This is a genomic window from Streptomyces sp. NPDC041970, from assembly GCF_055588985.1.
This window is the reverse complement of the sequence record NZ_JBVJCD010000013.1, coordinates 75849-88531: the sequence shown is the minus strand read 5'-3', so window position 1 is coordinate 88531 and position 12683 is coordinate 75849. Positions and strand designations below refer to the sequence as shown.

At 75.2% G+C, this 12683-nt stretch carries 11 protein-coding genes and 1 pseudogene; 2 read left to right on the top strand and 10 right to left on the bottom strand.

Annotated elements, in window-relative coordinates; translation table 11 throughout:
- Nucleotides 1-322: 322 nt before the first annotated feature.
- The 6 genes from ACZ6EJ_RS10110 to ACZ6EJ_RS10085 all read right to left on the bottom strand — a co-directional run bounded on the left by ACZ6EJ_RS10110 (nucleotide 323) and on the right by ACZ6EJ_RS10085 (nucleotide 8366).
- Nucleotides 323-2746 (bottom strand): HelD family protein, encoded by a 2424-nt coding sequence (locus tag ACZ6EJ_RS10110; RefSeq protein WP_469265935.1) that lies wholly within the window; start codon nucleotides 2744-2746, stop codon nucleotides 323-325.
- A 137-nt stretch (nucleotides 2747-2883) separates the two neighbouring features.
- Complete coding sequence (locus tag ACZ6EJ_RS10105) at nucleotides 2884-3498, bottom strand: CGNR zinc finger domain-containing protein (RefSeq protein WP_469265933.1); 615 nt, start codon at nucleotides 3496-3498, stop codon at nucleotides 2884-2886.
- Nucleotides 3499-3622: 124 nt separating this feature from the next.
- Nucleotides 3623-4216, bottom strand: coding sequence for a GNAT family N-acetyltransferase (locus tag ACZ6EJ_RS10100; protein WP_469265931.1), 594 nt, complete (start codon nucleotides 4214-4216; stop codon nucleotides 3623-3625).
- A gap of 385 nt (nucleotides 4217-4601) precedes the next feature.
- Nucleotides 4602-5744, bottom strand: coding sequence for a uroporphyrinogen-III synthase (locus ACZ6EJ_RS10095; RefSeq protein WP_469265929.1), 1143 nt, complete (start codon nucleotides 5742-5744; stop codon nucleotides 4602-4604).
- Nucleotides 5745-5876: 132 nt separating this feature from the next.
- Nucleotides 5877-7208, bottom strand: a complete 1332-nt coding sequence (locus ACZ6EJ_RS10090) for a nitrate/nitrite transporter (protein WP_469265927.1) — start codon at nucleotides 7206-7208, stop codon at nucleotides 5877-5879.
- Nucleotides 7209-7394: 186 nt separating this feature from the next.
- Complete coding sequence (locus tag ACZ6EJ_RS10085; protein ID WP_469265925.1) at nucleotides 7395-8366, bottom strand: LysR family transcriptional regulator; 972 nt, start codon at nucleotides 8364-8366, stop codon at nucleotides 7395-7397.
- A gap of 100 nt (nucleotides 8367-8466) precedes the next feature.
- On the opposite strand from ACZ6EJ_RS10085, the gene ACZ6EJ_RS10080 reads away from it, so the two are divergent.
- The gene (locus ACZ6EJ_RS10080; RefSeq protein ID WP_469265923.1) at nucleotides 8467-9825 is read left to right on the top strand and encodes an MFS transporter; all 1359 of its coding nucleotides are present in this window, start codon (nucleotides 8467-8469) and stop codon (nucleotides 9823-9825) included.
- On the opposite strand, the gene ACZ6EJ_RS10075 is transcribed toward ACZ6EJ_RS10080, so the two are convergent.
- The 4 genes and pseudogenes from ACZ6EJ_RS10075 to ACZ6EJ_RS10060 all read right to left on the bottom strand — a co-directional run.
- Nucleotides 9755-10474 carry a DinB family protein gene (locus ACZ6EJ_RS10075; protein ID WP_469265921.1) on the bottom strand — a complete coding sequence of 240 codons (720 nt, stop codon included), beginning with the start codon at nucleotides 10472-10474 and terminating at the stop codon, nucleotides 9755-9757. The two genes, ACZ6EJ_RS10080 and ACZ6EJ_RS10075, sit on opposite strands and share 71 nt — an antisense overlap.
- A gap of 107 nt (nucleotides 10475-10581) precedes the next feature.
- Nucleotides 10582-10788: a hypothetical protein gene (locus tag ACZ6EJ_RS10070; protein ID WP_469265919.1), complete on the bottom strand. Its 207-nt coding sequence runs from the start codon at nucleotides 10786-10788 to the stop codon at nucleotides 10582-10584.
- A 53-nt stretch (nucleotides 10789-10841) separates the two neighbouring features.
- Nucleotides 10842-11063: a hypothetical protein gene (locus tag ACZ6EJ_RS10065; protein WP_469265918.1), complete on the bottom strand. Its 222-nt coding sequence runs from the start codon at nucleotides 11061-11063 to the stop codon at nucleotides 10842-10844.
- Nucleotides 11064-11139: 76 nt separating this feature from the next.
- Nucleotides 11140-11496 (bottom strand): annotated as a pseudogene (locus tag ACZ6EJ_RS10060) (ATP-binding protein); the annotation flags it as partial.
- 224 nt (nucleotides 11497-11720) lie between these two features.
- On the opposite strand from ACZ6EJ_RS10060, the gene ACZ6EJ_RS10055 reads away from it, so the two are divergent.
- The gene (locus tag ACZ6EJ_RS10055) at nucleotides 11721-12590 is read left to right on the top strand and encodes a helix-turn-helix domain-containing protein (RefSeq protein ID WP_469265916.1); all 870 of its coding nucleotides are present in this window, start codon (nucleotides 11721-11723) and stop codon (nucleotides 12588-12590) included.
- The last annotated feature ends 93 nt before the right edge of the window (nucleotides 12591-12683 follow it).

Sequence of the window (12683 nt, the reverse complement as noted above, 5' to 3'; positions counted from 1 at the left end):
CCTGAAGCCGCTGAACCCCGAAGGCGGGCCCCGTAGCACCCTGGTCCCGGCTCCCCCGCCCTCCCGGTCCGGGCCGGACCGTCAACGAAAACAGACCCGCGCCACCACCAGGTGACGCGGGTCTGTCTTCTCAACGTAGGCGGCACCGACCCGCCATGCTCGCCTCGCGGCAAGTGGTCGCTCGTAGCGACGATGGTTGGGCCCGGGGGCTTGGATCGGGCCGGTGCCACCTCCAGGCTAACAAAGACCCCCGCGAAGCGGTCCCCCCGCGACGGACCGACCGGGAAAACACCCGATCAGCCACGCCGGTCGGCGGCCCCCGTCAGTCCCGCAACAGGTCGGGGACCCCGTGCTCGTCCGGCAGGTCCCGCTCCCCCGACACCACCGTGAGCTGCTGCGTCGCGCGGGTCAGCGCCACGTACAGCACCCGCAGCCCGGCCGGCGACTCGTCCGCGATCTCGGCGGGCGACACGACCACCGTGGCGTCGTACTCCAGCCCCTTGGCCTCCAGGCTGCCGAGCGCCACCACCCGCTCCCCCAGCTCCGCCAGCCACGCGCGGGCCTGGGCGCGGCGGTCCATCGCCACGACCACGCCGACCGTGCCGTCCACCTCCGCGAGCAGCCGCCGCGCCTCCTCGCGGACCGTGGCGGCGAGGTCGCCGTCGCGGACCGGTTCGAAGCGGGGCGCCACCCCGGTGGACCGGACCGCCGCCGGGGACTCCATGCCGGGCATCGCCAGCGCCAGCACCTTCGCCGCCAGCTCCGCGATCTCCGCCGGGTTGCGGTAGTTGACGGTGAGGGTGAAGCGGCGGCGCGGCCGGGAGCCGAGCGCCTCGTCGCGGGCGGCGGCCGCCTCCTCCGGGTCGGACCAGGAGGACTGGGCCGGGTCGCCCACGACCGTCCAGGTGGCGTGCCGGCCCCGGCGGCCGACCATGCGCCACTGCATCGGGGTGAGGTCCTGGGCCTCGTCGACGATGACGTGGGCGTACTCGGTGCGCTCCGCCGCCAGCCGCTCGGCCCGCTCCCACTGGGTCTCCTCGCGCCGCGGCATCAGCTCCTCCAGGCCGGAGAGGTGGTCCAGCGGGTCCGCCTCGCGCTTGCGCTTCGGCCGGTGCGGGGCCCCCAGCAGCGCGTGCAGCTCGTCCAGCAGCGCCACGTCGTGGACGGACACCGGCCCGCGCCCCTCCGCGTCGAGCCGCTTCCAGGAACGGGCCAGGCGGCGCACCTCGCCCTGGTTGAGGACGCGCCGGGACCAGCGGGCCAGGCGCTTCTCGTCGGCCATCGCGGCCAGCACCCGGCGCGGGGTCAGCTCGGGCCACCAGGCGTCCAGGAACTCCAGGAACGGGGTCTCGGTCGAGACGTCCTCGTCGAACGACGAGCGCAGCTCGGCGGCCAGTTGCGGATCGGTGTAGCGGCCGCGCCCCGAGGACTTGTTCCACAGGGCGTCGAGCAGCAGCTTGCGGGCGCGCGGGCGCAACAGGTTGACCGGGGCGGTGCCGCCGAGCGCGTTGTGCCGGATGCGCCGCAGCTCGTCGGCCTCCAGCTCGATCCGGGCCCCGAAGGCGACGACCCGCAGCCGGGTCGGGGTGGCCGCGGGGCGCGCCGCGCCCTCCTCGGCCTCCTCCGGGAAGGGCAGCCGGTCCGCGCCGCCGGGCGCGGGCCGGCTCCCCGGCTGCTCCAGAGCGCCGCGGGCGGCCTTGCGCAGCACGTGGAGCATCCGGGAGGAGCCCTTGACGCGGGCCACGGCCGGTTCGTCGTACACGCTCGCGTCGCCCCGCGGGCCGTTCCCGCTCCGGCCGTACGCGCCCTCGACGCCCGCCGCCTCGTCGGCCAGCTCCCCGATCGCGCGGATCGCGACCTGGCCCTCCTCGCCGAGCGAGGGCAGCACGCCCTCGGTGTACGCGACGAGGAGCGGGGTCGGGGAGACGATCAGGATGCCGCCGGCGTACCTGCGCCGGTCCTGGTAGAGCAGGTACGCCGCCCGGTGCAGGGCGACGGCGGTCTTGCCGGTGCCGGGGCCGCCCGAGACCTCGGTGACGGAGGCGGCGGGGGCCCGGATGACCAGGTCCTGCTCGGCCTGGATGGAGGCGACGATGTCCCGCATGGTGTGGCTGCGGGCCTGGCCCAGGGCCGCCATCAGCGCGCCGTCGCCGATCACCGGCAGCTTCTCGCCGTCCAGGAGCGCGGTCAGCTCCGGGCGCATCAGGTCGTCCTCGACGCCGAGCACCTTGCGGCCCTTGGAGCGGATGACCCGGCGGCGCACCACGCGGCCCGGCTCCTTGGGGGTCGAGCGGTAGAACGGGGCGGCGGCCGGGGCGCGCCAGTCGATCACCAGCGGGGCGTAGTCGGCGTCCAGGACCCCGATCCGGCCGATGTGGAGCGTCTCCGCGATGTCGGCGGCGCCGTCCTCCCGCACCGCGTCGTCGGCCGGCTCGACGGAGGTGAACGCGCCGTCCGGGCCGCGTTCGCCGTCCTTGCCGAGCAGCAGGTCGATCCTCCCGAAGAGGAAGTCCTCGAACTCGCTGTTCAGCCGGTTGAGGTGGATTCCGGCCCGGAACACCTGGGCGTCGCGTTCCGCGAGCGCGCCGGGGGTGCCGACCTGGCCGCGTTTGACGGCGTCGTTCATGAGGAATTCCGCCTCGTGGATCTTCTCCTCCAGGCGGTGGTAAACACGGTCGAGATGTTCCTGCTCGACACCGATCTCCCGGTCCCGCAGCGATTCGACAGCGGCATCCTGCGCGGCCACCGAGGCCCCCTTCTGACGTGCACTGGGCAGCCGTCAACCCTATGCGAAGGGGGCCCCGAGCGCACCTGCGGCCCGTATCCCGGTCGCGCGTCGCCGCGCGGCGGGCGGTCGGGGGCGCCCCTCGGCGCGCCGCGCCCTCAGCCTGCCGGGCTCCCCGGACCCGGCCCGGCGGCCCGGCGGCGGTGGCGGGCGACCCGTTCGCGGTTGCCGCAGACCTCGCCGGAGCACCAGCGCCGCCGCCTGCCGCGCGAGGCGTCCAGGTAGATCCGGTGGCAGTCGTCCCCCTGGCAGCGGCGCAGCGCCGCTCGCGCCGCCGGGTCGGTGAGCAGGTCCACGGCGTCGCGGGCGACGACGGCGAGGAGCCCCGCGCAGTCGGGTGCGGGACGCAGGACGCGCACCAGGTCGCCGTCGGCTCCGCGCACCGCCCTGGCCCCCGGCGGCGCCCCGGCGGCCAGGGCGTTGACCCGCTCCAACGCGGCCTCCGCGAACGCACCGCCGAGGTGAGCCCCCATCAGTGCGGCGATATCGCACCGCAGTTCGTGGAAGCGCGCCACCCATCCGGCGTCCAGCCCGGTCAGCCCGGTACCCGGCGGGACGAGCCGCGCGGCGACCAACCACCGAGCCAACTCCGCGGGCCCCGGCAGTTGTTCGCGGACGCCGGGCATTCCGCCCGCACTGCCGGTGGCCACCAGGTCGAGGCAGATCCGGCCCGCGTCGAAGCGCCACACCTGCGCGCCCCTGCATGTCGCCATGTGCCTGCCACCGCCTCGGCGTCACCGGTGGACCGCCACCCCCAGAGTGCCCGTGCCGGGGCCCGCCCGTAACCCCTGCCGCCGTACGGGCGCGGGCCCCGCCCCCGTACGGCGGCGGTCGCCGTCACCGGTGGCGCGCGGGGCCCGCGGCGGGTCGGACGGGCGGCGGGTCGTCGTGCAGGAGGCGCTGGAAGAGGTGGTGGTCGCGCCAGCGGCCGTCGATGTGGAGATAGCCCGGCGCCGTGCCGATCCGCTCGAACCCGCTCTTGGCGAGCACCCGTTGGGACGCGGCGTTGTCGGTGACGGTCGCCGCCTCGACCCGGTGCAGGGCGAGGCGGTCCCGCGCCGCGTCGCAGACCGCGCCGACGGCGGCGGTGGCCAGTCCGCGCCCGGCGTGTTCGGCGTCGACCCAGTAGCCGAGGCGGGCGTTGCGGTAGGGGCCGCGTTCGATCGCGGAGAGCGTGAAGGCGCCGATGACCCGGTCCGCGTCGTCCGCGACCACCCAGGGCATGGCCCGCCAGGCGTCCCGGTCGGCGAGCAGCGCGGTGAGCCGGGCGGTCTGCCCCTCGACGGTGTAGTACGCCTCGGGGCGCACGGGCTCCCAGCGGCGCATGTACGCGCGGTTGCGGGTGAGGGCCTGGACGAAGGAGGGCGCGTCCCCGAGCGTCGCGGGACGCAGGGTCGCCCCCGGAGCGAGCGTGTGTCGGTGGTCGTTCATTCGGGGCACGCTAGCCGGGGACGATCGGCCCGCCCCAGGGGATTCCGCCCCGGCCACGCCGCCGGCACGCACGGAGGACGGCCGCGCCCCGGTTCCGTACGGGTACGGCACGCCGGTCGTACGGGCGCCGCGACCCGGTTCGCACGGGCCCCCCGCTCCCCGGCCCACCGCCCGGTGGGCGCGCCCCGGCGCGGTACGGGCGCGGCACTCCGGTCCGTACGAGCCGCGCCCCGCTCCCGTACGGGCACGGGACTCCGGCCGGACGGGCCGCCTTCCCGGTCCTCCGCATGGCCGGCCCTCGCCGCTTCCGTACGGACGCGTCACGCCCGCCCCTACGAGCCGCCTTCCCGCTCCGACGGCGGCCGCGCCCCGGCGGGCGCGCCCCTCAGTCCCCGTACTTCTCGTCCGCCGACGGGTCCAGCGCGAGCCGGTAGCCGCGTTTGACGACGGTCTGGATCAGCCGGGGCGCGCCGAGCGCGGCGCGCAGCCGGGCCATCGCCGTCTCGACCGCGTGCTCGTCGGCGCCGCCGCCGGGCAGGGCCCGCAGCAGTTCGGCGCGGGCCACCACCCAGCCGGGGCGGCGGGCCAGGGTCCGCAGCAGGGCCATCCCGGCGGGCGGCACCGGGCGCGGCTCGTCGTCGACGAGGACCGCGTGGCCCCGGATCTGGACGCGGTGGCCGGCGACGGGCAGGACGCGGGCGGTCGCGGGGAGCCGGGCGCACAGGAGTTGGACGAGCGGTCCGAGCCGGAAGCGTTCCGGCTGGACGGTGGTGATGCCGCGGTCCTGGAGCGGGAGGGCGGTGACCGGTCCGACGCAGGCGGCCAGGACGTCGTCGCGCAGGGCGTCGAGGACGTCCGGGAGCAGGCCGCGGGCCTCCGCGCGGCCCAGGAACGAGGTGGCGGCCGGGGCGCTGGTGAAGGTGACCGCGTCCAGGGCGCGGGCGGCGGTGGCGTCGACCATCCGGTCGAGCGGGGCGAGGTCCTGCGGGGGCGTCCAGCGGTAGACCGGGACGAGGACGACGTCCGCGCCCGCGGCCCGCAGCGACTCGACGAAGCCGGGGAGCGGTTCGCCGTGGAGTTGCAGGGCGACCCGGCGGCCCTCGACACCCTCGGCGAGCAGCCGGTCGAGGACTTCGGCCATCGACTCGGACGCGGGCGACCAGGTCTCGGTCAGTCCGGCGGCCCGGATCGCGCCCTTGACCTTGGGTCCTCGGGCCAGGATCTCCACGGCGCGCAGCCGCTCCAGCAGGACGGGGCCGACGCCCCAGCCGTCGGCCGCCTCGATCCAGCCGCGGAAGCCGATGGCGGTGGTGGCGACCACGGTGTCGGGGGCGTGGCCGATCAGCTTCTCGGTGGCGGCCAGCAGTTCGCCGTCGTCGGCGAGCGGGACGATCCGCAGGGCGGGGGCGTACTGGACGGCGGCTCCGCGGCGGGTCAGCAGCGCGCCCAGCTCCTCCGCGCGGCGGGCGGCGGTCACCCCGACCGTGAAGCCCGCGAGGGGCCCGTGCGTTGCGTGGTCGTCCTGCATGGTCTTCCGGCTCCTGTGGTCCCGCTGGTGGGCGTCGATGTGGGGGACCGAGCCTGCCGGTCCCGCGTGACGGGCGCGGTCCGCCCGTGTTTCCCGGCCGTTACGCCGCTCGCCGCGCCCCGCCCCCTCCCGCTACACCTTCGCGTAGTCGAGCGGGGTCCGGGCGGCCGCCGGCTCCGGGCGGCGAAGGTACACCACCCAGGTGAGGGCGGAACACACGGCATAGAAGGCGAGGAAGGACCAGAAGGCCGCCGTCCCGGAGCCGGAGGTCTGGAACGACTGGCGGAAGGCGAGGTTGATGCCGAGGCCGCCGAGCGCGCCGACGGCCCCGATGAGCCCCATGGCCGCCCCGGAGAGCCGCCGTCCGCGGGCGGCGGCCGCCTCCGCGTCGAGCCCGGCGGCGAGCGCCCTGGCGTGGAAGATGCCGGGGATCATCTTGTACGTCGATCCGTTGCCGAGCCCCGTCACGACGAACAGGGCGGTGAAGCCGGTGAGGAAGACGGGCAGCGAGGCGGTCTGCGAGGCCCGGATGACGAGCCCGGTGGCGGCGGCCATCGCGGCGAAGGCGGCCAGCGTGATCCGCGCGCCGCCGTACCGGTCGGCGAGCCGGCCGCCGACCGGGCGGGCCAGGGAACCCAGCAGCGGCCCGGCGAAGGTGAGCGAGGCGGCCTGGAGCGGGGTGCGGCCGAACTGGGTCTGGAGGACCAGGCCGAAGGCGAAGCTGTAGCCGATGAAGGAGCCGAAGGTGCCGGTGTAGAGGGCGGACATGATCCAGGTGTGCGGGTCGCGGACCGCCTCCCGCACGGCCCCGGTGTCGTTGCGGACGGGCCGGAGGTTGTCCATGTGCCGGGCGGCGCACACGGCGGCCACGACGATCAGCGGGAGGTACACGCCGAGCACGATCCGGGGGTGGGCCGCGCCCAGCGTGCCGATGACGAGGAGGCCGACGAGCTGGACGACGGGTACGCCGATGTTGCCGCCGCCCGCGTTCACGCCGAGCGCCCAGCCCTTCTCGCGCAGCGGGAAGAACGCGTTGATGTTCGTCATCGAGGAGGCGAAGTTGCCGCCGCCGATCCCGGTGAGCGCGGCGACCGCCACGAAGACGGCGTACGGGGTGCCGGGCTCCATCACGAGCCATGCGGCGAGCGTGGGGACCAGCAGGGCCGCCGCGCTGACGACCGTCCAGTCCCGGCCGCCGAACCGGGCGACGGCGAAGGTGTACGGCACCCGCACCAGCGCGCCGACCAGGGTGGCGGTGGAGATGAGGAAGAACTTCCCGGCCGGGTCGACGCCGTACTCCGGTCCCATGAACAGGACCATCACCGACCACAGCGTCCAGACGGAGAACCCGATGTGCTCGCAGAGCACGGAGAGCCACAGGTTGCGGCGGGCCACGCGCCGGCCCCGCTCCCGCCAGAAGGTCTCGTCCTCCGGTTCCCAGCTCTCGATCCAACGGCCGCTCATCACGCGCCTCCACGGTGGTCGGGGTGTCGCCTCCGACGCTAGGGAGCGCGCGTTTCGTCGCGGTGCCGTGAGGTGACCGGTGGGCAACCTCGCTCTCACCGGACCGGACGCGCCCCGGTGAGCCCGCACCGCCGGGGAGGGGGGCGGGTGACCGGCAGCGCGCGGCGGCCGGTCCGCGGGCGGAGGTCAGGGCTCCCCGCGCATCAGCGTCCGGTCGGCCTCCGGCAGCCAGGAACCGGCGGGCGGCGTCATCCACCCCTCCGATGCCCCCAGTTCGGCCGCCGCGGTGCGCAGCGCCGTCACGCCGGGGTGCCGCAGTCCCCTGCGCCAGACCAGCGCCACCGGCGACAGCGGTACGGGGTCGACGAGCGGGCGCAGCACCGTACCGGGCAGCGGCGGGAAGCCCGTGACGGCCAGCACGGGGTGGCCCGCCTTCGCCATGACCCGCTGGAACTCGGCCGCGCCCACCGCGAGCGGCACGGGCGGGGCCAGTTCGATGCCCCACCGCGCGAACAGCAGGGCGGCGAGGTCGGTCCACTCCCGCGTCCGCTCGTTGCCGGCCCCCGCGTAGACGGTCTCCCCGGCCAACTCGGCCAGGGGGATGGCCTCGCGCCCGGCGAGGGGGTGGGAGGCGGGCAGCATGAGGGCCATCGGCTCGTACCGCACCGGCTGCACGCGCAGCCCCGCGCGCACCGCGGCGGCCAGCCCGGCGGCCCGGCCGAAGGAGGCGTCGAGCCGGCCGGCCAGGATCTCGGCGGCAGCCCAGGTCAGCCCGGACTCGAACCGGGCCATCAGCTCGCACTCCGGGGCCAGCTCGCGCGCCCGCGCCAGTATGCGGGAGGGGGTCGCCCCGTCGCTGTTGAGGTCGACGAGCAGCGGCCGGGCGGGGCCGCCGCTGAACGCCTCGATCAGCTCGGCGTGGGCGGCGAGCACGCGCCGGGCGTACGGCAGCAGGCGCTCGCCGTCCGGGGTGAGGGCGACTTGTCGGGTGGTGCGGACGAACAGGTCGGCGCCGAGGGCGCGTTCGAGCCGCCGCACGTCCCGGCTGAGCGCCTGCTGGGCGACGAAGAGGCGGGCGGCGGCGCGGGTGAAGTGCAGCTCCTCGGCGACGGCGAGGAAGGCGCGCAGGAGTCGGGGGTCCGTGTCGGGGGCGGGCACGCCGCGAATCTACCGCGCGGGCCGCACTCACAACCCGGCCGCGTGAATCGGCCGGGAGAAGTGTTGGACCGGGCGGGAGCGGGGCGGTGAGCCTAGCCGTATGCCTTCCTCACCAGCCGCCGGGCGCGCCCGGCCGGTCCCGAGCGCCCACCGCGCGCCCGCTTCCGCTCCCCTGCTCGCGTGCGCCGGCGGCCACCTGGTCGCGGCCCCGCGCGTCGCGCCGGAGCGCGTGCGCCGGCGGCCGGCCAACCCGTACCTCCGGCTGCTGGCGACTCCGGGGGCCCGCGCGTTCACGGCGGGCAACCTGATCGCCCGGCTGCCGATGGGGATGTTCAGCGTCAGCGCGGTCATCATGATCGCCGGGTCCCGAGGGTCGTACGCGCTGGCGGGGGCCGTCACCGCGACCGGGCTGGCCGCGACGGCGGTCGTCGCGCCCTTCACCGCCCGGCTCGTGGACCGCCGCGGGCAGGCGCGCGTGGCCGTGCCCGCCACGGTGATCGCCGTCCTCGGCTCCCTGGCGCTGCTGCTCTGCGTGCGGTACGACGCCCCGGCGTGGACGCTCTTCGCCGCGTACGCCGCCACCGCCACCACGCCCAACACCGGGGGGATGTCCCGAGCCCGCTGGGCCCACCTGCACCGGGGCGACCCGGCGGCCCTGCACACCGCGAACTCCTTCGAGCAGGCCGCCGACGAGCTGTGCTTCATGCTGGGCCCGGTCCTGGCTGCGGTGCTGTGCGAGGTGCTGTTCCCGGAGGCGGGAACCCTGGTGGGCGCGGTCCTGCTGATGACCGGCGTCCTGCTCTTCGCCGCCCAGCGTGCGACGGAGCCGCCGGTGGCCCCGCGTGCGCGGGCGGTCGCCTCACCGCTGCGCACGCCGGGCGTGCCCGCGCTGCTGGCGGTCTTCCTCGCCACGGGGGCGGTGTTCGGGGCGATGGAGGTCGTCTCCATCGCCCACGCCGGGGGCGCGATCCTGGCCCTTCAGGCGGCGGGGTCGTGTGCGGCGGGCCTGGTGCACGGTTCGCTCCGGCCGGCCCGGAACACCCGCCGCAGGCTGCTGCTCTGCCTGGGCGCGATGGCGGTGCTGATGTCCCTGCCGCTGCTGGCCGCCGCCGGCAAGGCCCCGCTGCCGGTCCTGGCGCTCTGCCTGCTGCTGGCGGGGGCGGCGACGGCCCCCACGATGGTCACGGGTATGACGCTGGTCCAACGCTCCACCCCGGCCGCCCAGTTGAACGAGGGCATGACGCTCGCGGTGACCGCGCTGCTGGGCGGGGTGGCGGCCGGCGCGGCGACGGGCGGCGCGCTGGTGGAGCACGCCGGCACGGTCGCCGGGTACGCGGCCCCGGTCACAGCGGCCGCCCTCGCCCTGGCCGTCGCGGCGGCGGGGGCGGCTACCGGCTCGTCGTGGGACGGGCCCGCCACAGATCGCGGAGCACCCCGATCTCGGCCATGTGGTGGATGAGTTCGAGGTTGGCCCCGGACAGCACGCTGACGAACAGGTCGTCGGGGTGGGAGCCGTACGGGTACTGCGAGAAGCCGACCGTGTCGAGCTGCTCGTCGGTGACGGCGGCGACGCTCTCGCGCCAGCGGTCGACGTCCGCCCAGAACCGCTCCAGCGCCAGGGAGGCGGAGGGGGTGAAGTCGACGAGCAGCTTCGGCTCGTGCCGGCGCTCGCCGAAGGTCCACTCCCACTGGCCCGCGAAGCCCGAGTGGAGGTGGCCGAGGCGCCAGGCGATGGTGGTGACCGGCACGGCGTCGGGCTCCGGCTCCCCGGTGTGGGCCAGGACCTCCTCGACCCGCTCGACGCTCACGCTCCAGTCCTGGGCGATCTTCGCCACGGTCATGCCGCCCGCGGCCTGCCGGGCCACCTCGGCGTACTCGCTCGCCGGGATCTCCGGCGCCCCCTGGTCGATCACCCACTCCCCCGGCCCGTACGCCCGAGGGGTCGTCGCTTCCCCGCGCGGCCGGATCGACCAGCATCCGGCCACCGGCTCCCACAGGTACTCGGCGTCGGTCAGCCCGCTCAGCCGGACCTGGGCCGCCTCCCGAGCCTGGTCGAACTGCTCCAGCAGCACGCCCAGCCGGTCGATCCGCATCCCGTCGTTCCCCATCGCGTGGCTCCCTCTCACTGCGGCCGCCCGGCGAGTCCCGGCGTCCGGAGGGGAACCTAACGGCGGGCTCCGCCGAACGCGATCGGTTTCCGACCGGCCGGGGCGGCTCAGGCGCGTTGGCGGATCCAGGCGGCCAGTTCGCGGACGACCTCGGCCGAGGCGCCGCCGAGGTGGACGAGCGCCTTGTCGGTGATGGTGGGGATGTCGCCGTAGAGGGAGGGCAGGGAGAAGCCCGCGAGGGCGAGCGCCTCGGCGAGGTCACGGGCGGCCTGGTGGCCTTCCACGAGCGCGGCGGCCCGCATCGGTCGGTGCATGGGACGTCAGCCTTTCGACGGTGAGCGGGTGGCGGCGGTGGCGCGTCGGCGCGTCACGAGCCGCGCGGGGGCGCCGAGAGCACGAACCCCAGCTCGGCGGCGGCGTCCACGACGAGCGACATGAGCTGGGCGGTGGTGAGCGCCTCGCGCCGCTCCCCGTGCGGGCCGAAGAGCAGGACGTACGCGGCCGGCTCCCCCCGGACCAGCGGCACCCGCAGCCCCGGCGTCGTACCGGGCGCGGGCTGCCTTCTCGGCGGTCGGGACGCGTTCGCCACGGGGCTCCTCCAGGGCGCGGGGGCCGGCCGGGGCGTCGCCCTGCGGCTGCGGCACGGAGAGGACGAAGTAGACGGCTTTGCCGTACGGCAGTGCGCGTACGCCCCAGTCGTCGGCCAGGCTCTCCACCAGGAGCAGCCCTCGGCCCGTGGTGGCGTTCGGGCCACCGCGCCGGACGGCGGGGATGCCTCCCCCGTGGTCGGCGACGGACACGGTCAGGGCGCTCGGGGACCGCGCGCAGGTCACGCGGCAGAAGGGGCCGCCCGCGGCGTGCAGGACGGCGTTGGTGACGAGTTCGCTGACGAGGAGTTCGGCGGTTTCGGCCAGTTCGTCCGCGAGCCCCCAGCCCGCCATCACCCCGCGCACGGATTTTCTAGCCGTCCGGACGGACTCCTCGACGGCGGGAAACGTAAAGGTCGGCTGTTCGCTGTCCACCAGAGTGCACCTCTCGGCATGTGGCGCGGGCGGGAGAAGCCCGGACCGCGCCACGGGTGTTGCCACGCTTCGCCATCATGGAATGACGTTGTGTGACCGACCGGGACACCGTAGCGCTGCATACACCCTGTCTGCAACTACCCTTTCGCATGTATGCAAAGTTTCTTGCTGGCGCTCCCGGCGGAGCAGCGGCAAACTGTGCACCGACACTTTCGAGGAGCGTGATGGGCCAGACGATCAGGAGTCGCCGCCTGGGTTCGGACCTGCGGCAACTGCGCCGCAAGGCCAACCTGACGGCTGAGGCGGTCGGCGCCGAACTCGGCTTCTCCCAGTCCAAGATGAGCCGGATAGAGAGCGGGGACGTCCGCGTCTCCCGTACCGATCTCAAGGCGCTCCTGGCCCTGTACAACGTCACCGACGAGAAGCAGGTCACCGCGTTCCTGGAGGCGGCGAAGGAAGCCAAGTCCCGTGGCTGGTGGATCGCCTACGAGGACGCGTTGCCGCGCGAGTACAGCGACTTCATCGCCCTGGAGGGCTCGGCGGCCGGCATCCGGACGTTTCAGGGCCTGACCGTTCCGGGTCTGATGCAGACGCCGGACTACACGCGCCACATCATCACGGCCGGACCGGCGGTCCTGCCGCCCGGCCACGTGGACTCGCTCATCACGGTGCGGATGGAGCGCCAGTCCATCCTGGACGGCGAACAGCCCCCGAAGATCTGGGCGATCGTGACCGAGGGCGCGCTGCGCCAAGTGGTCGGCGGCCACGCGGTGATGCTGGACCAGCTCGCCCACCTGACCCGCCTCACGGAGCGCAGCAACATCACGTTGCAGGTGCTGCCGTTCGAGGCGGGCGCGCACGCGGGCGTCCAAAGCTCGTTCGTGCTGTTCGACTTCCCCACGGACCCCAGCATCGCGTGCGTGGAGAACCTGACCGGGACGCTGTTCATGGACCAGCCCGGACAGCTCGACGCGTATTCCGACGCGTTCGACAACCTCCGGGCCAGCGCGCTGAGCCCGGCCGATTCACTGACGCGCATCACCGACATCATGGAACTGATGCGCAGCGAACAAGACAAGAGGAAGCAATCATGAGCAGCGCCACCCCCACCATCGTCGGCCCGTTCGTCAAGGCCACCGCAAGCGGTCAGCAGGGCGACTGCGTGGAGGTGGCGCCTCTCTCGGACG